Source organism: Enterococcus sp. DIV1421a (genome assembly GCF_051711025.1).
GTDB lineage: Bacteria > Bacillota > Bacilli > Lactobacillales > Enterococcaceae > Enterococcus_B > Enterococcus_B hirae.
The window spans coordinates 345001-367974 of the sequence record NZ_JBIOLU010000001.1 but is presented as its reverse complement, the minus strand read 5'-3'; the positions used below and the strand labels follow the sequence as shown (position 1 = coordinate 367974).

Here is a 22974-nt window from a genome sequence, read left to right as displayed (position 1 = left end):
TTTCTCCTTTTTATCACTTCTTTGTCACTGATCCTTTTTTAGCAAAAGTCCTTTTGTATGAAGGATCGTTTGATACCAAGCGACACCCTTTTCTAACACAGCCATATCAAAATCAAATCGTGCATCATGAAGTGCTGGTGTATCACCGACACCGAGAAAGAAAAAAACACATGGATACTTCTGGGTATAAACACCGAAATCCTCTGCTTGCAAGACCGGTTGTTCAAGCTCATGTAATTTTTCTGATTGCTTCAAGGCTGTATATAAGTGAGGATCATTGATGACCGCTGGATATCCATCATTATAACGGAATTGGATCGATACCTGCGAATTTTTTTGAAATTTCTCTGCTAAATCAGCCAGTTGTGCTTTGATCGAATCTTGGATTTGCTGATCATAAGAACGGATGCTGCCTGAGATAGTCACTTCATTTGCTAAAACATTTCGAATCGTACCACCAGTGATCTGTCCAAACTTTATTAAACGTCGCCATTCTTTAGGTAAAGATTGTTCCAACTCGTATACTTCATCCATAAAACCAATGGCTCCTCGGATACTGTCGATCCCTTGTTCACTAGAGGCAATATGGACAGATCTCCCTTTGACAACGATATCTGTCTCACTACTTTGTGCCATAAAGGCGCCCGATCGTGAATAGATCTCGCCTTTGGGAAGACCTGGCCATAAATGAAACCCGAAAATCGCTTGGACTTGATAGTCCTCTAACAAACCTGTTTGAATAACACTTTCCGCTCCGCCAGATATTTCTTCCGAAGGTTGAAAAATCAGAACAACGTTGTACATTAACTGTTCTTTATGATCTGCGATATATTCCGTTAACCCTAATAACATTGCCATATGTCCATCGTGACCACACGCATGCATCATCCCTTCATGAGTAGAAGCAAAGGGAAGATTTGTTTCTTCTTGGATCGGTAAGGCGTCAATATCTGTCCGAAAAGCAATCGTTTCGTTTTGTTGATGATCAAAATAAAGCAATAAACCAGTCTCGCCGATTTCATGCAGGACTCCCCCAAGATCCTTGATTTGTTCATGCAAATACGCTTTGGTTTTAAATTCATGAAAGCCGATTTCAGGAATTTGATGTAACGCCATGCGATGTTTTGCTAACATCGACATTCACCATCCCTTCATAGAGCCCTTTAACGACTGTTTCATATTCTTCATTTTTTACCCCAATGATCAAGTTTAATTCTTGTGCCCCTTGGGATAAGATCGATGTCCGAATCTCTAGTTGATTTAAGATGGATAAGACTTTGCCAGAAAGTCCAATCAGTTCTTTATGTGGTCCGCCAACAACTGAGATCAATGCCAGATTCTCGATAATTTCGACTTCCTCGACACCCAAATTTTCTTTTAACTCTTTGGTAATCAAAAATAATTGATCTGCAATGGCTTCTGCTGAAACGACTACTCCAATATTGTCGATCCCCGAAGGAATGTGTTCGATCGAGATACCATGATTCGCAAAGACACTCATTGCTTTCCAAATAAACCCGATTTCATCAGACATATGTCGTTTAAATAGTGTTAGCGAAAGAAAATCTTTTTTTCCAGCAATCCCTGTTAAGCCATTTTCTTTTTCGACTTCTTTGCTGGAAATTCTAGTGCCTTGCGCCTCTGGATCGTTCGTATTTTTTATTTGAATCGGGATACCTGCTTCTTGTACTGGGAAAATAGCTGATTCATGGAGAACATTTGCCCCCATATACGCCATCTCTCGTAATTCTCTAAATGAAATTTCTTTGATGATTTTTGGCGTGTCAATGATTCGTGGATCAGCCATCATAATCCCGGAAACATCCGTCCAATTCTCATAACAGTCGGCATTCAATAGTTTGGCTAAGATTGCGCCAGTGATGTCGCTCCCACCTCGCCCCATCAATTTTTCTTTTCCAACTGGATTAGCACCATAGAATCCTGGGACTACTAGTGGGCCTTTTTCTTGATAAATAGTTATTATTGCTTGTTTCGTCCGTTCTTCATCGATCTCACCCGTATAATCAAAGAAAATCAGTTCTTTCGCATCTATAAACGTATAACCAACATATTCAGCTAATAACTTCGCAGTGAGATATTCTCCCCGACTGACCAAAAAATCTTGCGAGACTTTTTCTCGCTGTAATTTTTTTTGGATCTCTAACAATTCATCTTCAATCGGAAAAGTCAACGACAAGACATCTCTCACTTGAATGAATCGTTCACAGATCCTTTCCCACAAAGGTGTCCAGTCGACTCCATGATGAAGATAGGCATGAATCAAATACAAGAGATCCGTGACTTTGTCATCTTCTTTTGTTCGTTTTCCTAAAGCGGAAACAACGATCACACTTCGTTCAGGAACAGCTAAAATAATGGATTTTACTTTTTTGAATTGTTCTTCATGAGCCATCGATGAGCCACCAAATTTTGCGACTTTCATTGGATCCCCTCCCTGATTGGTGATAACAAGGCAGAGGCGATTTGTACAGCATTCGCAGCTGCGCCTTTACGGATATTATCCGCTACGGTATACAGCAACAGCCCATTTTCCAATGTAGGATCATGCCGGAGTCTGCCGACGTATACCTCATCTGTTCCTTTAGCAAGGATACTGGTCGGATAACTATGGTTGGGCAAATCATCCACGACTGTTATTCCCGGAAAATGTTGCAAACATTGACGGACTGCTGCAAGCGAAAATGGCTGCGCCAACTGGACTGCGATTAAAACACCATGACCAACTTCGATGGGGACACGTACACAAGTAGCCGAGACAGGTAAGTTAGGCAAATGTAGGATCTTCCTTGTTTCAGCCATCATTTTGTGTTCTTCTTTCGTATACCCATCAACCAACGATGCATCAATTTCGGGGATGACTGTTTGACTGATATCATGCGGATAAAGCGAAGGTTCCTGCCCTTTTTGAGTGGCGTGAAGATCAGTTAGCCCTTGTTGTCCCGAACCAGAGACCGCTTGATAGGTGGAATAGTTCACGCGGTTGACACCAAATGTCTGTTGCAATGCCTTTAACGGTAAAACGGCTTGGATCGTGGAACAGTTTGGATTGGCAATCAATCGGTTCATTTCATGATCTGCTAGATTGACTTCTGGAACGATCAACGGAATCGACGGATCTTCTCGCCAAGCAGAAGAATTATCAATGACGACCAACCCATGTTCTCTAGCAAGTGGCGCAAATTCAAGTGAAATTTCTGCTCCGGCTGAAAAAAGCGCTAAATCATACCCGTCAAATGATGTCTTTGTTAATTCTTCTACTGTGTATTCTTTTCCCTTAAACACACAGATTTTTCCAGCTGAACGCTTGGATGCTAATAATTTCAAACGACCTACTGGAAAATCATATTCTGCTAACACGTTCAACATCGTTTGACCAACTAAACCGGTTGCTCCAACGATACAGGTATCTATTTTGCGCATCTTTTTCATCCTCTCTATAATTCCCGTAATGCAGCGATCAATGCGGTGTTTTCCCTCGTTTGTTCGTCTTTGATCTTTAATACTCGGGCAGGCGTTCCACCCACTACGGTATCAGCGGCTACATCTTCTAAAACAACTGCTCCAGCCGCCACGACTGCATTTTTGCCAATACGGACACCTTCAACAATGACAGCATTCGCCCCCACCAAGACACCGTCTTCAACCACCACTGGTTGAGCGGAAGCCGGTTCGATCACACCCGCCAACACTGCACCCGCACCAATGTGACAATTTTTGCCGACAATCGCTCTTCCGCCTAAGATTGCCCCCATGTCGATCATCGAGTTTTCCCCAATCTCCGCACCGATATTGATGATTGCTCCCATCATGATGACCGCATGATCACCGATCGTTACTTGATCCCGGATAATTGCTCCTGGCTCGATCCGAGCATTGATTTCTTTTAAATCAAGCAGAGGTATGGCACTATTTCTAGCTGTTTCTTCTATTTCGATCTCAATGATTTTAGCGGATTCTTTTGCGAGGATTGGTGCGATTTCTTGGTAATCACCGAAAATAATTTGACTATTCCCCTGACCAAATACTTTACACTTTTCAAATTTAATTGGTTCAGTGACATTTAAATACACTTTAACCGGTGTTTTTTTATCAGCTGTTTGAATCAAACGTATAATTGCTTGTGCGTCCATTTGCTTTCTCTCCTTTATCCACCTAAAGTATCTGCTAATTGATAGTATCCAGCTGGTTGATTGCTTAACCAAAAAGCTGCACTTACTGCTCCTTCTGCAAAAATCTGATTGGAAAACGACTCATGTTTGATTGATAATACTTCATCCGTAGATGCAAATAAAACTTCGTGCTCTCCAGGTACAGAACCAATACGTAAACTGTGTACTCCGATTTCATCGGTTTTTCTAGGTTGATCTTTCCATTGGAAAACAGGAGATAGTTTGCGGACTTCTTGCATACTAGCGAGTAGTGATTGAGCCGTTCCAGAAGGCGCATCTTTTTTTTGGTCATGATGTTTTTCAATCAATTCGATTTGCCATGTTTTCAATAATTCAGCAGCCTGCTTCACTAATTGATTCATGACAAAAATCCCTAAAGAAAAGTTCGCACTGTATAAAATGGGGAAACGTTGCCCAAACGCTTCGATTGCCTGGAATTGTTCCTCACTATAGCCAGTCGTTCCGATCACGACTGGAAGTTGGTGTGCTGCTCCATAATCTAGCACTTTTTCCAAATTATCTGCGTGAGAAAAATCAATAAGGAGTGAGATATTACTCGGAAAAGATAAAGTAGTCGCTTCTTTAAGGGAGACCTTTGGAAAAACGACTTCATGCTCATAAGATTCAATGACTTCTTGGATTTTTTTACCCATTCGTCCATGTCCGACTACACCAATTTTCATACCTGTTCTCGTCCTTTCATAGGTAATAATTCCTGTAATACTCCTCGCTTGTCCTCAGACAGAGGAACAAGTGGTAGCCGTAACGCACCTGAAGGAAGAGCCATCATCTCCATTGCGGCTTTTATTGGGATCGGATTTGTTTCACTAAACAAGGCATGGATCAATGGTAAGGCAGTTAATTGGATTTGCTGCGCTCGTCGAAGATTCCCTTGCTCAAACGTTGCGACTAATTCATGGACTAATCTAGGCTGGATATTGGCCCAAACACTGATAACCCCACTTCCACCCACACTTAATATTGGCAAAATAGCATCATCGTTGCCACTATAAAGGACAAACGAGTCTGTCAAAAGACGACCAATTGCCATCACATAAGCAAGATCACCTGATGCTTCTTTGATCCCGCTGATTTGTGGATGTGTCGCTAATTTTTCCAGGACTGGGATTGGGATCGTCATTCCAGTTCTAGATGGTACATTGTATAAAATGATCGGTCGTGGTGATTGGTCAGCAATTGCAGTAAAATGCGCCAACAAACCTGCATCACTTGTCTTATTATAATAAGGCGTGATCACTAACAATTGATCCGCCCCAATCGCTGCTAAACGTTGGACTCTTTCAATTGTTTTTTTCGTATCGTTTGTTCCTGCGCCTGCGATGACTGGGATTCTTTTATTTACTTTTGCTACTGTAAAACGTAGAATCTCCTCTTCTTCTTCTGGCGTTAACGTCGAAGATTCCCCAGTTGTTCCTAACACTAACAGGCCATCTGTACCTTCTGAAAGATGAAACTCAATTAGTTTCTCTAATCCCTGATAGTCAATTTCGCCAAGCGCATCCATCGGTGTAATCAACGCAACGATCGAACCTTTAATCATACGACATCTCCTTTTGTGACCATTCATGAACAGCTGGTCCCGTCATTTGTATTTGTGTCTCCCCAGTAATCATTAACTCTCCTTGCTCTAAGTGAATCATGGCCTTAGCGCTTGCCAAGTACCCATGATCTCTAGCTACGACATAAGCCGCACAACAGCCAGTACCACAAGCCAATGTCCAACCAACGCCACGTTCATACGTGCGTACGATCAGTTCCTGTTCATTGACTCGTTGGACAAAATTAACATTGGTTTTTTCTGAGAATAATGGATGGTGACAAATCTGTTCCCCTAACGCTTTCATTTGTTGCGCTTTTGCATCCTCTACAAAAACAACAGTATGGATCGTGCCCATAAACAAACTAGTTAGCTGGACATCCACTTGTCCAATACGTACTATTTGATCCACGATGGGTTCTGTTTGATTGACCGCTAACTTTTCTGTTGAATAATCGGGTTGTCCCATCTGAGCGGTACAATAAAAAGGTTCTTTTGTCAAAATTTCAATGGAAATCACACCCGCTAATGTGTGTACGTCGAAAGGTGAAGTTTCTACCATAGCTTTATCCCATACATACCGAGCAAAACAACGAATCCCATTCCCACACATCGGCGCCTGACTGCCATCTTTATTGAAATAAAGCATCGTTAAAGGTTGCTCTCGAACGACAATCAACCCATCTGTATCAAATCGATCCTGTCCACACCACTTGCTGGCTAATTGGTGATAATCGATTCCTTCTTCATAGTCCATTAAGATAAAATCATTGCCGCAACCATTATATTTATGCAGGATCATTGAACTTCACCTCGCAATAAATCCTCATATTCTTGCCTACGTACCACTAATCGAGCAGTTTCACCGTTGACGAATACCACAGCAGGCGTCAAGGCTCGGTTATAGTTGCTACTCATTGAATAACCATAAGCGCCTGTGGCATATACCGCTAATATATCTCCGGGTTCAGCGATAGGCAAAAGAGCTTCTTGAATAACCACATCACCTGACTCACACATTTTCCCAGCGATCGTGACTTTTTCGGTTTTCTTTTCCCTTAATTTGGTTGCCAGATCACATTGATAGCTCGCTTGATAGAGTGCTGGACGGATATTATCGGTCATTCCCCCATCGACAAAATAATACTTTTTATTCGGCGTTTGCTTAATAAATCCTACCGTATAAAGCGTCGTTCCTGCTTCCCCAACGATACTTCTTCCGGGTTCGATCAACAATTCATTGATTACTAATCCTTGTTTTTTTAAAGCTTCTTCCGTAAAACGTACTAATTCTCGAACAGATTCTTCAATGGGTAATGGCTGATCACTTTCGGTATAACGAATACCGAACCCTCCCCCAAGATTTAGCGAAAGTACTTCATCAAAATCTTTAAGATAACCAACCAGTTTATGGATTTCTGCTATCCATGCCGATAGTTCAAAAATCTGCGAACCAATATGTGCATGAAAGCCTTCTAACTGTAAAAATTCACTACCCTGAATAAATTGGATCGCTTTTTGACACTCTTCACTTTCATAGAGTAGACCAAATTTTGAATCAATATGAGCGGTAACGACATATTCATGCGTATGTGCTTCGATCCCTACATTCAACCGGATCATTACCTGGAGTTCTTTTTGATATTCTTGGCTAAGTGCGACTAACAATTCAACTTCCATGAGATTATCCGCTACAAAATGAACAAGTCCATTTTCAATAGCATAACGGATTTCCGCAGGTGTTTTATTGTTTCCATGAAAATAGACCTCTTCCATTGGAAAGTCAGCACACACAGCTGTATAAATCTCGCCACCACTAACTACATCTAAACCTAATCCTTGTGATTGAATCAGTTTTAACATGGCGACGGTCTGAAATGCTTTTGATGCATATAAAATCTTTGTCTTAAAATGATCTGATTGAAATCCTTGTTTAAATGCCTTGATGTTCTCCACCATTTGCTTCTCGTCGTAAACATAAAGGGGTGTTTGATATTGTTTTACTAATTGACTAACAGGAATTTCACCGATCATTAATTCTGACATTCGAGACTACCTCTTTTCCGCAATGTTTTTTAAAATTTCTCTCATTAAGATTTGAATTTTATTTGAATAATATTAAACAAATTCTCAGTGATTGTCTACTATATTCATAAATTTAATAAAAAAAAGTGCATTCATACATTTTTTTGTATAAATACAAAACTAGCGAATAAAAGATTAAAAAACAATGGATATGCTCATAAATCTCACTATTTCAATCATACAATCTAGTGAAAGCAACTGCTCCATCAAATAAAAATACGTTTGGTTGCGATCATTCCATCGAAACCAAACGTATTTTTTTAATCCTTCGTTGTAAAAAAAAGAGCTATTCCTTTGTTCATCAGAAAATTCATTCTTAAATTGATTTTATTTAAACCACATACCCAAAGTAAACGGCTAAAAACATCAATGATGCACCTAACATCACAAATAAGTGCCAAATAACATGTGTGAATCTCTTACTTTTCATGCTATAAAAAATTGAGCCGATCGAGTAAGCTAACCCACCAGCGACCAATAAAAGTAAACCGGTCAAATTGATGTTTTGATAAAGTTTTGGTAAAACAATCACGATTCCCCAGCCCATCACATTATAAATAATCGTTGATACTTTAGAAACCTGACTGGCTTTCGCTAAAGTCAAACACTTGTAAATGATCCCGATAACTGCTGTTGCCCAGATTACACTAAGTAATAGTACACCAGAAAGTCCCTGAACGATTAACAGGCAAAAAGGCGTATAGGTCCCGGCAATCAGTAAATAGATCGAACAATGATCGAATATTTGAAACACTTTTTTTGCTTTTGTAAAAATCAAGCTATGGAACAACGTAGAACTGAAAAAAAGCAAAAACAGCGAACTGCCATAAATGATAAACGCAACATAATCGAGGGTTGAATGAGCTTGTTCCATCAGCAAGTCAAAACAAATGAGACTTAAAAACGCTGCAATTCCATGGGTGACGGCATTCAACACTTCATTCACTATTTGATACTTCCGACTAAATTCTACTTCCATTTTTGTATTTCCTCCAATCATTGATGCCTTCTTCTTATAAACCTATTATATACTGTTTGTAAGACTTTTACATCTAGTTTTCAAAACTATATTAAAACTTAATGTTTAAAATAGCAAATGAAACACACTATCCCGACCACTAGCAATCCAATCAATACGAATCCAAGAATCAAAAGAGATCGTTTTTTTTGGCTATCGATTTTCTTGACTTCTTTTTCAATGTCTTGATCTTCATAGGGAATACGGTGTCCTCGTACCAGCAACCGGTGACTATTGACCATATAAGGGGTACATGTTAATAATGTAACTAAATCCTGCCCTTTTTCAATCATCAGATCATCAAGATCTGTAGGCTCAATAATTTTGATTTGATCCACTTGATACGCTAATTTACCATTCTGACTTTCGATAAAAAACAAATCGTTTTTCTCTAGTTGATCTAAATCCGTAAATAGTTTGGCTTTGGGTAATCCACGATGACTAGAAAGAACGGCATGAGTACTTTCACCCCCAACTGGATAAGAGGTTCCTGCCAATAAAGAGGCACCTTTTTCCAGAAAAAAAGAAGTCGTTTGGTCAAAAATCGGTAGTCGCACATTGATTTTCGGGATTGATAACACACCAATGGTATGTTTTTGGATCGTTGATTGTGTTACCTTCTCCGGTTCTTCTTCGGCGAATGGGTCAGAGCCTGGGGAAGAATTACTTTTTGCAAGTTCTCGATTTTTTTCTAGATATTCTTGTTGGATTTTCTCTAACTCTTCTGTCTTTTGTTGTTGTGCTTGTTGTTGGTATTTTCTAATGATTTGCTGATCCAGGTAATCATTGATACGATCACTAACAAAAGGATACATAAAAATTACGATTCCTGTGATGAATAACAAGGTCATGAAACTATCCAAATATCGCCGCTTTTTGTTACTCATTGATCGTCATCCTTTTTTGACTCGTTTTTCCTTTTATTGATGGGATTTTTTTACTTTTACAAAATAACCAATTCCCATGATTAATAAGACTGTACCAATTGTTAGATAAAGGTAAATCCCTTTGCCACCTGTAGAAGGTAATGTTCCTTTATGCTTGTTTGGTACCTTTTCTGGTGAAATGACTTGTCCAGACAAATGATAAGATTGTTCATCGACTACAAATGAAAGGCGGTTAGTCAACTGTACATAATTTTCTGGTGCCTTGATTTCTTCTAAATAGTAGGTTCCATAAGCTAATCCAATGATGGTAATCAACCCATCTTTTTCAGTAGTAAAAACAGTCGCTTTTCCTTGCTCTTTCGTCCAATTAACGGCTTTCGTTTGAGGATCAATCAACAAATAGTTCGCCTCACTTGAATCTTGGTCTCGAACGACAAAGCTAGCACCTGCTAACGGTTGGTTTGTTGAAACCGCTCCATCAACTTTGATAAACTGCTTACCACCTGTAACTACTTCAACAGTTGGTGGTGTTTGGTCTTTCGTATAGTCGTTTTCTACATTTGCTTCATTTTGGTATCCTGTAGTTGGATTTGCTTGGTCATTCAAATACATATAATAAATAAATTTCAATGTTCCTCCAGGCGTTAAAGAAGGAATGTACGCTGGATCAACTGCCACCGTAAAGCCATTTTCTTGCTCAATCACTGTATAATGACTTGGATCGATTGTTGTTTCTCCATCGTAAAGTGCATAGCCATTGGCGCCATTGACTGCATGATGAAAAGTCAATGCTGCATCGTGTTGATCGATTAAATTGAATTTCGTGTATTTGTTCATTGAACCTTCTTTATCAGCAATTCCTTCGGGAAGATTGACCTTGATTTCATACTGGATCATTTCGCCAATTGCTACATCTTTGCCATTTAATTTTGGCGTACTTTTTTCAACTTTTGATGTATCATTTTTAATCGTTTTTTCGACAGGTGTTTGATTATTTTCGGTAATTTCAAATGCTGTTTTCGTTTGACTCTCAATCAATGCGGCGTTATCTGGTGCCTTCACTTCTTCCAAAAGGTAGTGGCCAACTTCTAACCCGTAAATTTCCATCTGACCTTTTTCACTGTTTTCTTCAATGAAGTCAGCTGTTCCGATATGATACGTTTTCCCAGTCAAAAAAGATTTAGCAGCGGTTTGATCAGTTGTCCAAGTATAAAGACCGTCTTTCACACTATGAAGGTATTTTTTTACTGCTCCTTCGGTTTTTGAAATGTTAAAGACTGCGCCATTCAATGGTTCATTTTCGGCTGTCCCCACTTTTTTGACTTGCAATACCCCATTATTAGAAACAAGATTTTTAGGATATAAATGAATCGTGTCTAATTCTTCTGTACCATACTGATAAGAGCCGTCTGGTTGTTTGATCATTTCATAAACAGGAAAAGCCAATACCATATTGCCAGCTGCGACTACCCCTGCTTTCGGTTCTTCTTTGATGACATAAACCGCATCTTTTCCGTTTTGAGATTTTGGCAATTCCAGCGTTACGCTTCCTTGTGCATCTGTCGTTCCCGACGTGATTGGTTCTCCAGGAGTCAGTTCTTGAACTGCTTGTTGCGCTTCTTCGACTGATTTACCATTATTTCGTTGTTCATAAAATTGATTCGTTACATTATAAACAGTAAATGATACATCTCCTAGACCTTGATATTGGTCAAACTCTGTCATCTCTTTCCCACTGTTTTGAATAACATTGGGTAAAGAAAGTGCTTTTTTCTTATGCAAGATCACTTGTGCAACTTCTTGATCGGTAGCTGCAAAGACAGGCGATTGCCCTACCCAGCTACCTAAAACAGCTGATAACACGAATAATATTCCCCAACAAATGTCGATTGCTTTCCACTCTTTTTTCATTTATTTTCACCTTTCTTTCTCCATTTCCACAGACTGATACTAACTAGTATTAGCCCAACGATGACATAAAACTGGCTATTTTTTTCATTTGTTTTAGGCAGCAAACCGAAATCTGCTTTACGATTCTTTACCTTCAAAGGATCCGACTGTTGTCCGTTTTGCTGAAACGAATTTTTTTCAACTACAAAAGGAATTAGCTCTTCACTTTTGATATAACCTTTCGGTGACTGGATCTCTTCAAGGTAATAATTCCCGTCGGTCAACCCTCGAACTGAAAAATTCCCTGATTGGTCGGAAGTTAGTCGATACGCTCCTTCACTACTCATTCGCCAAGTAACGCCTTCCTTCGTTTGATGAAGGTATTTACCTCTTTGATTTCTTACTAGAAATACAGCGCCTTGTAGAGGACTTTGATTTCGACTATCAATTTTCAAAAAATGCTTTCCTCCCGTACGGATGGCAGTTGATCGTTGGAGGTACTCACGTTCTGTAGTGACCGTGACGTTATTCTTCAATTCCTCGTCTGGAATTGCTGTCGCTGATACTTGCATCTGATAGGTAATCGAAAGTGGTTGTCCAACCATTTTTTGGAGTGTCTCTTTAGCCAATGTCAATTCAAAGCCATTTTGATGAGAAACCATCTTATACCCGGAATGTATTTCTTGTCCGCCAATTTTGAGTTTCCATGTATCAGGTAAGAAGAGCAAATGATCATCAGCTTCATCAATGAGTTGATAGCTTTGACAGTCAGAAACAATGGTATCTACTGTATAAGTGACGATTTCACCAAACGAAACACTGGAATCTCCTTGGATCTTTTTTTCCAAAAAAGAAAGTGGAGTCGTTTCTTCGTTCTTAGGATATAAATGAATCGTCTTCAATTCTTGACCTTGCTCATTATTAATTGGGAGTACCACAACTAAATTGGCTGATTTTTCTTTGACGTTTACTGGCGTCTTCGTTTCTTGAAAAAGATACACTTGATCTCTTCCTTGTGCATCTTGCTTTGGTAATTGAAATTGAGCGATACCAGCTTCGTTACCAACGGTTTTGGTGATTTGTTCTGTTACAAACGTTCCGATCTCTTGTCCCTTTTTTGCTAATTGTTGTTGCGCTGTTGTGACATCGATCCCTTGTTCTCTCAATTGATAGAAAGAAGCTGTGACATCATAAACCGAAAAACTCACCTCATTTATCCCCTGAGCTTCTTGGAAGAATACTTGCTCTTCACCCGTATTTTTTTGTGGATCAGGTAAATTCCCTTCCGTAAACAGAAGTTTATGCAAGATAATCTGTACCTGCTCATTCGAAGATTGATTCGGAATATGTTGAGCCGCACTTCTTTGCGATCCAATCGTCAACAACAGCGGAATGAGGAACAAGATATACCAGATTCTTTTTTTCATTACGCCACGCCCTTTCTTTGTTTTTTGAAAAAGGCAACGAAACATGTGCTGCTTATCGCAAGGAAACCAGCTAAATAGAACCAGATACGACCCATTCCGCCAGTCTCAGGTAAAGGAACTTTGACTTGATTGGTAATCGTTAACGTAATTTGATTATTTTCGTCTCCAGCTACTAATCCACTTTCTTGTTTGGACCCATCCACGGTCACTGTTCCATCTTCCTTCACCACGATCAAGACTGGCTTTTTCAATCCTTGATACCCATCTGGTGTTTTGGTTTCCGTTAACGTGTAAGAACCAGGTTGAAGGTTTTCAAATGTAAATGTATCCGTTGATTCACCTGCTTGAGGTAGTTCGACACTTGACCCTTCCCCCTCTAGTTTAAAGCTAGCCCCTTTTAATGATTGCCCGTTATCTTGTTTTTTATAGACCGTAAGATTAAAAGGTTTGAGATGGTTTTGATGCTGTAATGTCCACTGCGGATCTACCTCAACATTTTCATGTTCATAGTGGATCGTGCCATATTGATCAATCGTCCATTCATAATTCCCAACAATCGTATCATAGCCAACGGGTCCCTTCGTCTCTACCATTCGATATTCTCCTGGTTCCTCTACTGTAAATTGAGCCAGTCCCGTTAGTTCCGATACTTTTGTCGCTACTGTTCGATAACTATCAGCAGCATCTTTTTTCTGTAATTCAAAAGTAGCACCTGCTAAGTGGACTTTTTCTGACCCATGAAGCGTATATTTGTGAATCGCCAAAGGAATTTTTTTGAAAGGATTTTCGATCGTTAGAAGAATCGCCTGTTCCTCGATTTTTGCGGATTGTCCGTCGATCGTTACCTTTCCTTCGGCTGATACCGCAATCTTCCAGGTGTTTTTTTGAGCAAGTTCATGTCCGTCTGGTGCCTGTACCTCTGTAAGCGTATAGGTTTCCCCTTTCATTAGTCGAACATCAGCAGGCAAGTGATAACTGCCATCTTTGTTATCGATCAAGCGGATCGTTTTAGATTGACCAGTTAATTCGAAAACTGCTCCTACAAGATTTTTTGCTCCAGATGAAGAATGTTTGGTGATGTTCAAATCAAATGGTGTAAACTTTTTAGTATTTTTCCAAGTCGTATCGTTGACTTTAGCAGCCTCATAGCCTTCAACGGTCATTTCGTTACTTGCTTGATAGTTAAACGCTTGTCCTTGGTTATTAAATTTTGGCAACATCATGTTTTCTTGATAGTCAGTGCCATTACTTGCTGAGAGTAACTTGATGTTTTCACGTCTCCAAGTTCCCTCAGTATCATTAGTTGGTTTATTTAACTGGATAAATCCCGTTTGCCAACTATTTTTATCTGTTGTTGGCGTTCGTTTTATTTCATAAGTGATGTGATCTGGTCGTAGGCTAGTATCATGATCATATTCTTCCCATTCTTTTGTGAAAGACAATGTTACGCCTGGTGCTTTTGCGGAAGGAACGCCAAATTCAACAATTGTTGAAGCATCCGCCGTCGGTTGCAAGGTTGTTTTTTCATTCATTTGGTACCATACATCGGGTTTAAACGTTTTACTTTCAGTTTGGATTCGTACCTGATAATGGATTTGGATTTCCTGATCTTTCCCTAAATATAGTTGATTGCTTTGGATCGTTGAACCAGAAATACCAATCGTAGGCATTACTGCGACAGCATTTTTCCCTACATCTTTGATCGTGAGGGTATTTTCTTCGTAAACAAAGGGTTGAGCAATCGGATCAATCACTTTTCCATTACTGATGGTTCCAGCAATATGGACCGCTTTTTTCGCTAAATAATCAGAAATATCTGTGGCACGATCAGCCGATTCGTAATAGAATTGACCAGATTCATCCGTTGATACCATTTTCTTCATATTTGTTTCCACATCAGCTTTTGATAAGCCAGCTGGAATATCTGATTGCAATTGGATTCCTAAGCCATGGATCTTGATTCCTCGTTCTTTCAACGCTAATGCTTCGCCGATCGTTGCTGTAAACGTGCTCCGAATTTGCTTCTCTCGATTGTTTTGATCTGGAACATTGTAATATCTACTTAAAAGAGAAGTATTTCCGGCTCCTTCTCGTACATCGCTAAATTCAGTTCCATAATAACTACCATCTTGTTCTGTAAACACTTTGTTCACGTGATAGGAGTAGGTTGGCACACCATCCGTTAATAAAACAATCACTTTTTCATGATTATTTTGTTCAGCCAACATCTCACCAGCTTCTCTCAACGCTTTTTGAGTAAAGGTTCCCCCTTGTGTCGTTGAAGGAGTGATCGCTTTAATCTGATTTTTTACAGAATTGAATGAACTTAGTGGGATTGAACCGTTGTTATAACCCACACTAGAATACCCAATATAGCCAAGATTGATTTTTTCAGCTATACCACTATGGTCAAGGGTATCTACAAAACTATTGACCCCTCGTTTCACTTCGGCTAAACGATTGTCTTCATTCATACTGCCTGACCAATCGACTACTAATACAACGTCTACAGGTGAAAACTCTTTTTGAACGTTCCCACGTACATTAAAAAAAACATCGTATAATCCTGGTGTAGTCGTTTCTCGTGCATATTTACGAATAGCATAAGAGGATTCTTCTCCTGTTCCCCCGTATTCAATATAAGAATTTGACCGATTAGATGGGTCGCCATTCCATGACGTCACACCATCCCACTGACCATTTTGATTTCCTTGATGATTGAGAACCGTTTCGTTTCCTGTCGGCTGCCACGCTGCTTGTGGGTAGACCCCAGTAGAATCGTTGGTATAATTTGGTACGATAGGTGTGACAATTTGTTTATTATTTCCAGCAGAAAAGAAAGCGGGAAATTCAAACGGACGTACAACCTCTTCTTTTGTCTCTTCTTCAAGATCTTGTTCCTTTGCTTGCTGTTCTTCATTTCCTCTTTCTGTTGATTCCTTTGTATCTGCTTCGTTAGATTTAGTCGATTGCTCCGTTGTTTCCAGCGAAGTTTCCTTATTAATTTGTTGCTCTAAGGTATTATTTTCCAGAAACTTAAATGATTCCTTCACAATCGGCGTGAGTGCTTTTCCTTGCTCATTATCTGCCGTTTGTTGTTCCACTAAAACTTCTACGTCAACTGACTGATTCTGCTTGATGCCTGCAAAAATCCACTTCTCGTGATACTCTTGCTTGAAAAATTGGCTAGTTGTGAGCCATTTCCCACTAGTGTCATTAAGATATTCCGTATATTCAGTTGTTGGAATTGGTAGAAGCATTTCTTTTGTTTCTGAATCAATAACCCGTACCAAGTATCTATGTCCTTGGTCATTCTCAGAAAGCCCTAATTCGACGGTCAATTGTTCCGCAGATTGATGAGCTTGGACTTGGCCATATTCATTAGCCATTATTTCCATAGTAGCCTCATTACTTGCTTCGACAAGTTTCCTATTCTGAAAGAAAAAATTGAGTACAACAATGATTCCTAAAGACCCTAACAAAAAGAATAATTGTTTCTTTCTCATAGATATCCTCCTTAAAAATTATTTAAAATTCAGTTAGATAATATAAAAAAAGAGAAAAAACCTCTATTTTTTCTCTTTTTATTCTCATTCAATTTTTAAGTGGATTTTTTAGTTATATTAAATCTATAGAAGATATGTAAATAATAAATATATCTATAAACGTTCTGTTATTTTTATATAATGATGTAGTTTATATTTTCAAAATAACTGATCGAATAGACTTGGATTTGAAACACTGACTTTATTTTCATTTCTACAATTATTGAAAAAATATAAAAATCTGAGATACATATTTACAAGATGATAAAGATAAGTTAATAATAATAATAATACTAAATTAGAAAAGATGGTGATTTATTGATCGAGCAATTATTGTTAGATGATCATTCGCGAGGAAAATTAGCTGTTTATGGTCAACTATTGACGTTATCTCCAGGAGAGCACTTGATCGATAACCTAAGAGAAAACTTAGAAACAACAATCAGTATGGTTAAACTAAAAAAAATCCTTGTTTCTATTCAAGAAGACTTGGAAAAGATAAGTAATAAACAATTATTAACGGCTAAAAATAAGTTGATCATTCGTGAAAGAATGATCCATTACAATCAATATCAAAATTTTTTAACCACACAAAGTATCCCTTATCAGTTATTGCTTAGTATCATCAAGAAGCAAGATGAAGATCTTGCTTCTTTTTGTCAACGCAACTATATTAGCCGTTCCACTTGTTTTCGCCAAACCAAAAAATTAGCGCAGTATTTTAAAGACTATCATATCACTTTGAACTTAACGAACTTAACACTAACAGGTTCGGAAATGCTGATCCGGATTATGTTTTTTAACTTTTTTTGGTTTGTTTCATTAGGTGAAAGTCTAGATGATCTCTATTTTAGCGATGATTTAAAAGCACTATTTGAATTATACGAAGCGGAACATCTGAAAGATAAATATGCAATCGGCAAGAAGCAAGCTATGCTCCATTGTAAAATCAATCTTTTACGAATTAAAGAGGGTCATTTCACTGATATTTATGAATTAACTCCCACTTCTTTTATCCCTAGTGGAACAGATCTTGAATTTTTTTATGATTTCTTTCAACTTTCTAATTTGAAGCTCGATATTTTAGAAATCAATTCCCTTTTTTATTTGTTCTATTATTGGCCTTTTCTAAATTCCAAATCAGATGTCCAATTACCAATCGTGGAACATTCTTATCTGCAGGCGAACAACCATTTAAAAAAAGTCTTGGAAGAGTTTGAAACGCATTGTCAAAAATATATTAGTAATTTCAACTTTCATGAAGAGCCTTCCCTTCATGCGAATATCTACCTTTCATTGTTGAATTTTACTGTATTCAAACAAAAAATCCCTTTAACAACCTTTTTTATTTCTACGTATATCCAAAAGAAATATCCTATGATCCAAATTTTAGCTACTAAAATCGAAAGTTATTGGAAAAAGATTGCGAATCGTAAAAACTTCCTTTGGTTAAAAAATTGTAGTAGTGAATTAGCTTTCATCCAAGCTTGTTTACTTTATCCGTATTATACCAAGCTGGAAGAAGACTATAAATTGAAAGTTGGCTTTATCAACGTTTCAGAATACTTGATCACTTATGAGATATTTAATCTAGGTGAAAAGATTCCTTTTATCGAGATTGAAAAAGCCCATCTGCCACTCACGAAACAGTATGATTTTTATATTATTGGTTCACCCTTGCTTATTCCTCCAGAGCTAGACCCAGCAAAATATGCGGTTATTGATTTTTGTCGTTACAATGATTTTGAAACGGCATTGTATCAACGACTTTCACATGCCCACCATGAAAAATTAAAAAAACAGCTATAAATAAAGGCTTTTGCTCAAGTATCCTACTGGATCTTGAACAAAAGCCTTTATTGTTATTTTGATGCACGTTTTACGTATGTGCCTTCTGTTGTATTGATTTCAAGTAGTTCATCTGTTTCGATGAAGTCTGGAACGTTAACGACTAAACCTGTTTCCATTGTAGCTGGTTTACCAGAACCAGTCACGGTTGCTCCTTTAATTGAAGGTTGTGTTTCAACTACACGCAAAACAACAGTTGTTGGAAGTTGAACACCAATCACTTCGCTGCCGAAGAATTGAATTTTTACTTCCATGTTTTCTAAAATATATTTCATTTCTTCTTCTACAGTCTCTACTGGAATTTCATATTGTTCATATGTTTCAAGATCCATAAAGAATGCTGTGTCGTCCATTGTATATAAATATTGTACTGGTTTCGTATCAATATGTGCTTTTTCAAACTTTTCTTCTGGTCGGAAAGTTGTGTCATATGTTGCTCCTGAACGAACATCTTTTAGTTTCATACGCATCACAGTGTTTCCTTTACCAGGTTTGTGGTGGCTTGCGTCTAAAACTTTAATTAATTTACCGTCTTGAACAAATGTCATACCGGCTCTTAAATCACTTGCTGAGATCATTATTTTTGCTCCTTCTTAACTTAATCATAATCAACTTTATTGTATCAGACAACCGCTTAGAAAACTAGGGAATTATCTATTTTTAAGTTTTACTCTTTGACTTTCTCGTTTAATCATGCTATTTTTAATGAAATTCATTTTTGGAGGGACTTCACATGACAAACAGCAAATCAAAACAAATGAATATTTGTTGTTGTATGGTGCATAAAAGCAGCATACGATTTGTCATGTCTATTAATAGCCCTTCATAAATTGGTATTGCCTTCTTCCGTTTTCCAATACTTATTTCATGATTTTTTCAAGGAGCTGATTTAATAGTCAGCTCCTTTTTATATTCTATTTTTTTAGGAGGGAATTATGATCATTACAACAATCACCGAAGCAATTGGTTCCACCCCGTTTTTTAAATTTACTGCTAAAGATTATCCTATGCCCCAACATTCAGCTATTTATGCAAAATTAGAGTATCTGAACCCCGGCGGAAGTATCAAAGATCGACTCGGTCATTATCTGATCCAACAAGGGATTCAAACCGGACAGATCACAAAAGAGACAACAATTATTGAACCTACTGCTGGTAATACTGGAATTGGTTTAGCATTAACTGCTTTAAGTTATTCTATCAAAACAATCTTTGTTGTTCCTGAAAAATTCAGTATGGAAAAACAACAAGTGATGAAAGCATTAGGCGCAACAATCATCCACACACCAAGTGAACTGGGCATCGTTGGTGCGATTGAAAAAAGTAAAGAATTAGCGAAAACCATTCCTCACAGCTTTCTACCAATGCAATTTGAGAATTGGGCGAATCCCATGGCCTATTATCAGACGATCGGACCGGAAATTAGTCAAGAACTTACAGAACCAATCACTAGCTTTGTAGCGGGGATTGGTAGTGGCGGTACGTTTGCGGGCACCGCTAAATATTTAAAGGAACAAAATGCAGACATTCGTTTAATTGGTGTCGAACCAGAAGGCTCAATTTTGAATGGTGGTACTGCTCATAGTCACAAGATCGAGGGAATTGGCGTTGAATTTACCCCACCATTTCTTTCTGGAATCACCATAGATGGTTTTGAAACGATTTCTGATCAAGAAGGCTTTGCTTACACAAAGCAACTAGCCAAGCAACAAGGTCTATTAGTTGGTAGTTCTAGCGGCGCTGCTTTTGCGGCAGCCTTACATGAAGTCCAGCGATTACCTTTAGGAAGTTCAGTGGTAACTATTTTCCCAGATGGAGCAGACCGTTATTTATCAAAAGGAATCTATTCATAAAACAAATAGTCGTTTTGACCGAAATACAGATATAAAAAATTAGGAGGAACAAATAATGCATATTCAAACAAAACTAATACATGGCGGAATCAGTGAAGACCCTACTACTGGAGCAGTTAGTGTTCCGATCTATCAAACATCCACTTATCGACAAAATAGCGTGGGAAATCCCAAGCAATATGAATATTCTCGTTCTGGGAATCCCACACGTTTTGCCCTTGAAGAATTGATTGCTGAGTTGGAAGGTGGAATCAAAGGATTTGCTTTTGCCTCTGGTTTAGCCGGTATTCATGCAGTCTTCTCTCTTTTTCAATCAGGAGACCACATTTTATTAGGCGATGATGTTTATGGTGGTACTTTTCGACTCTTTGATCAAGTCCTAACCAAAAGTGGTCTGGAATATACAATTGTCAATACGAGTGATTTGGCACAAGTAGAGCAAGCCATTCAACCCAATACAAAAGCACTTTATTTAGAAACACCAAGTAACCCGTTATTAAAAATCACTGATCTCCAAAAAAATAGTCAACTAGCAAAAAAACACCAACTGATAACAATCGTTGATAATACTTTTGCCACTCCTTATTTCCAGAGACCACTTGACTTAGGGGCAGATATCGTCTTACACAGCGGGACAAAATATCTCGGAGGACACAGTGATCTCGTCGCAGGTTTGGTTACTACAAATAATGAAACCTTAGCGGATGCTATCGGCTATTATCAAAATGCCATTGGCGGTGTATTAGGGCCACAAGACAGCTGGCTACTTCAAAGAGGAATCAAAACATTAAGTGTACGAATGGCAGAACATCAAAAAAATGCTTTTGCGGTCGCACACTTTTTAAAAGGACGTCCTGAAGTTGAACAAGTCTTTTATCCTGGTTTGGTCACTCATAAAAATCATGAAATTGCGCAAGCACAAATGAGTGGTTATAGTGGCATGGTTTCTTTTACACTAAAAAATGAACAGGCTGCGATTCCTTTCGTTGAATCTCTCCGATTGTTTATTTTGGCAGAAAGCTTAGGTGGTGTGGAAAGTTTAGTCGAACTTCCCGCAGTGATGACTCATGCTTCCGTTCCTAAAGAAAAAAGGGAAAAAGCAGGTATCAAAGATGGATTGATCCGCTTATCCGTGGGAATTGAGTATGAGGATGATCTTATTGAAGATTTAACTCAAGCATTTCAGCAATTAAAAGAAAATTAGCGAATGAAAGAAAAGATAAATTTCATTTCAGATTGCTACACCTACAAAGCAATAAGTGTTAGAATCTAATTGGAAGCACTGTGTTTATCGAAGTTTCTTCTAGTAGATGTGTACTTGATTCCGATAAACAAAAATGATTACCAATAGTTAGGAGCCTTAAGTCATGAAAATGAACGTAGAAAGTTTTAATCTTGATCACACAAAAGTAAAAGCACCTTATATCAGAGTAGCTGATAAAAAAACTGGGGAACACGGCGATGTCATTATCAAATATGATGTTCGCTTCAAACAACCGAATAAAGAGCATATGGATATGCCAAGTTTACATTCTTTAGAGCATTTAACTGCAGAATTGATCCGTAACCATGCTGATTATATTGTTGACTGGTCACCAATGGGTTGCCAAACAGGTTTTTACTTAACTGTTTTGAACCATGAAAGTTACGAAGATATTTTAGATGTTTTAGAACAAACAATGAAAGATGTACTTGAAGCGACGGAAGTCCCTGCAAGCAACGAGACGCAATGTGGCTGGGCAGCTAGCCATACATTGGAAGGTGCGCAAGCACTCGCTCGTGAATTCTTAGAAAAACGTGATGAATGGTCTCAAGTAGAAGCATAATTGACACAGCTATTGAGAAATCCATATATTCTCAGATATGTCATTTCAATGTTCTATAACAAATCGTTTCCTTATAAGCGATAAGCGAAACTTTTGACAAATAGTTACAAAATAACCATATTTATCAGTAGAAGATAATTTTTAGCTAAGCTCTAAACGAAAACAAATGATTTTGTTTGATGTTTGGAGCTTTTAAACTATCCTGAGGAGGAAAGATGATGAGTATTTATAATTTTACGGTTACTTTAGAAGATGGAACCTCTTATTCATTAGATAAGTACAAGAATCAACCGATGATCATCGTGAATACCGCAACGAAATGTGGGTTAGCTCCGCAATTCGAGCAATTAGAAGAACTTTATGAGCGTTATCAATCTCAAGGATTAATTATATTAGGGTTTCCTTCTAACCAATTCAAACAAGAAGTTGCTTCTGCCAGCGATGCCGCTCAAGCCTGTCGAAATACCTATGGCGTTACTTTTCCAATGCATCAAATCATTGATATCAACGGTCCAAAAGCAGACCCTCTTTTCGACTATCTAAAAAAACAAGCCCCCGGCACATTATCAAATGCTATCAAATGGAATTTTACAAAATTTTTGATTGATAAAGAGGGGAATGTCGTTGAACGTTTTGCTCCACAAACGACACCTATGAAGATGACCAGTGCGATTGAAGCTGTTTTATAATATTGAATAACAAAAAAGCAGATGAATTAAATTCATCTGCTTTTTACCATTTGCGTGGCGACGTCCTACTCTCACAAGGGGCAACCCCTCACTACAATCGGCGCTAAGAAGCTTAACTTCTGTGTTCGGCATGGTTACAGGTGTATCCTTCTCGCTAT

19 protein-coding genes and 1 rRNA gene (1 of these 20 only partly in view) are annotated in these 22974 nt (G+C 38.3%); 5 read left to right on the top strand and 15 right to left on the bottom strand.

Annotation, left to right across the window (positions count from 1 at the left end; all coding sequences use genetic code 11):
- Positions 1 to 24: 24 nt before the first annotated feature.
- The 13 genes from IGK21_RS01665 to IGK21_RS01605 form a co-directional block, all read right to left on the bottom strand.
- Positions 25 to 1134 carry a M20 family metallopeptidase gene (locus tag IGK21_RS01665; RefSeq protein WP_034699422.1) on the bottom strand — a complete coding sequence of 370 codons (1110 nt, stop codon included), beginning with the start codon at positions 1132 to 1134 and terminating at the stop codon, positions 25 to 27.
- Positions 1094 to 2443, bottom strand: a complete 1350-nt coding sequence (locus IGK21_RS01660; RefSeq protein WP_034699419.1) for an aspartate kinase — start codon at positions 2441 to 2443, stop codon at positions 1094 to 1096. The genes IGK21_RS01665 and IGK21_RS01660 overlap by 41 nt, the downstream gene beginning before the upstream one ends.
- A complete protein-coding gene (locus IGK21_RS01655) occupies positions 2440 to 3441 on the bottom strand; it encodes an aspartate-semialdehyde dehydrogenase (RefSeq protein WP_034699417.1) in 1002 nt (333 codons plus the stop codon). The genes IGK21_RS01660 and IGK21_RS01655 overlap by 4 nt, the downstream gene beginning before the upstream one ends.
- A 14-nt stretch (positions 3442 to 3455) precedes the next feature.
- Positions 3456 to 4151 (bottom strand): 2,3,4,5-tetrahydropyridine-2,6-dicarboxylate N-acetyltransferase, encoded by a 696-nt coding sequence (gene dapD, locus IGK21_RS01650; RefSeq protein ID WP_034699414.1) that lies wholly within the window; start codon positions 4149 to 4151, stop codon positions 3456 to 3458.
- Positions 4152 to 4165: 14 nt separating this feature from the next.
- On the bottom strand, positions 4166 to 4873 hold the full coding sequence (dapB, locus tag IGK21_RS01645) for a 4-hydroxy-tetrahydrodipicolinate reductase (RefSeq protein WP_034699411.1): 708 nt from the start codon (positions 4871 to 4873) through the stop codon (positions 4166 to 4168).
- Positions 4870 to 5751 carry a 4-hydroxy-tetrahydrodipicolinate synthase gene (gene dapA / locus IGK21_RS01640; RefSeq protein WP_034699408.1) on the bottom strand — a complete coding sequence of 294 codons (882 nt, stop codon included), beginning with the start codon at positions 5749 to 5751 and terminating at the stop codon, positions 4870 to 4872. The genes dapB and dapA overlap by 4 nt, the downstream gene beginning before the upstream one ends.
- A complete protein-coding gene (gene dapF / locus IGK21_RS01635; protein ID WP_034699405.1) occupies positions 5744 to 6550 on the bottom strand; it encodes a diaminopimelate epimerase in 807 nt (268 codons plus the stop codon). The genes dapA and dapF overlap by 8 nt, the downstream gene beginning before the upstream one ends.
- On the bottom strand, positions 6547 to 7794 hold the full coding sequence (gene lysA / locus IGK21_RS01630) for a diaminopimelate decarboxylase (protein ID WP_010738544.1): 1248 nt from the start codon (positions 7792 to 7794) through the stop codon (positions 6547 to 6549). The genes dapF and lysA overlap by 4 nt, the downstream gene beginning before the upstream one ends.
- Before the next feature lie 370 nt (positions 7795 to 8164).
- Entirely contained in the window at positions 8165 to 8812 is a 648-nt protein-coding gene (gene trhA, locus IGK21_RS01625) for a PAQR family membrane homeostasis protein TrhA (RefSeq protein ID WP_025480259.1), read from the bottom strand.
- Positions 8813 to 8910: 98 nt separating this feature from the next.
- A complete protein-coding gene (locus IGK21_RS01620; protein ID WP_034699403.1) occupies positions 8911 to 9738 on the bottom strand; it encodes a class C sortase in 828 nt (275 codons plus the stop codon).
- A 33-nt stretch (positions 9739 to 9771) separates the two neighbouring features.
- Positions 9772 to 11649, bottom strand: a complete 1878-nt coding sequence (locus IGK21_RS01615; RefSeq protein ID WP_034699400.1) for a SpaH/EbpB family LPXTG-anchored major pilin — start codon at positions 11647 to 11649, stop codon at positions 9772 to 9774.
- A complete protein-coding gene (locus tag IGK21_RS01610) occupies positions 11646 to 13055 on the bottom strand; it encodes a SpaH/EbpB family LPXTG-anchored major pilin (protein WP_034699399.1) in 1410 nt (469 codons plus the stop codon). Before IGK21_RS01610 ends, IGK21_RS01615 begins: the two co-directional genes overlap by 4 nt.
- Positions 13055 to 16561, bottom strand: coding sequence for a vWA domain-containing protein (locus IGK21_RS01605; RefSeq protein WP_181914786.1), 3507 nt, complete (start codon positions 16559 to 16561; stop codon positions 13055 to 13057). The genes IGK21_RS01610 and IGK21_RS01605 overlap by 1 nt, the downstream gene beginning before the upstream one ends.
- 357 nt (positions 16562 to 16918) lie before the next feature.
- On the opposite strand from IGK21_RS01605, the gene IGK21_RS01600 reads away from it, so the two are divergent.
- Positions 16919 to 18409: a helix-turn-helix domain-containing protein gene (locus IGK21_RS01600; protein ID WP_034699395.1), complete on the top strand. Its 1491-nt coding sequence runs from the start codon at positions 16919 to 16921 to the stop codon at positions 18407 to 18409.
- Between the two features lie 53 nt (positions 18410 to 18462).
- On the opposite strand, the gene efp is transcribed toward IGK21_RS01600, so the two are convergent.
- A complete protein-coding gene (efp, locus tag IGK21_RS01595; protein ID WP_010720208.1) occupies positions 18463 to 19026 on the bottom strand; it encodes an elongation factor P in 564 nt (187 codons plus the stop codon).
- Between the two features lie 357 nt (positions 19027 to 19383).
- Here efp and IGK21_RS01590 point away from each other — a divergent pair, with 357 nt between their 5' ends.
- From IGK21_RS01590 to IGK21_RS01575, 4 genes are all read left to right on the top strand, one after another.
- The gene (locus IGK21_RS01590) at positions 19384 to 20301 is read left to right on the top strand and encodes a PLP-dependent cysteine synthase family protein (RefSeq protein ID WP_010720209.1); all 918 of its coding nucleotides are present in this window, start codon (positions 19384 to 19386) and stop codon (positions 20299 to 20301) included.
- 55 nt (positions 20302 to 20356) lie between these two features.
- The gene (locus IGK21_RS01585; protein WP_034699393.1) at positions 20357 to 21505 is read left to right on the top strand and encodes a cystathionine gamma-synthase; all 1149 of its coding nucleotides are present in this window, start codon (positions 20357 to 20359) and stop codon (positions 21503 to 21505) included.
- Positions 21506 to 21668: 163 nt separating this feature from the next.
- The gene (locus IGK21_RS01580; RefSeq protein ID WP_010720211.1) at positions 21669 to 22127 is read left to right on the top strand and encodes an S-ribosylhomocysteine lyase; all 459 of its coding nucleotides are present in this window, start codon (positions 21669 to 21671) and stop codon (positions 22125 to 22127) included.
- Positions 22128 to 22345: 218 nt separating this feature from the next.
- Complete coding sequence (locus tag IGK21_RS01575; protein WP_034699391.1) at positions 22346 to 22816, top strand: glutathione peroxidase; 471 nt, start codon at positions 22346 to 22348, stop codon at positions 22814 to 22816.
- A 52-nt stretch (positions 22817 to 22868) separates the two neighbouring features.
- Here the strand turns inward: IGK21_RS01575 and rrf are convergent.
- A 5S ribosomal RNA gene (gene rrf, locus IGK21_RS01570) occupies positions 22869 to 22974 on the bottom strand (it continues 10 nt past the right edge of the window).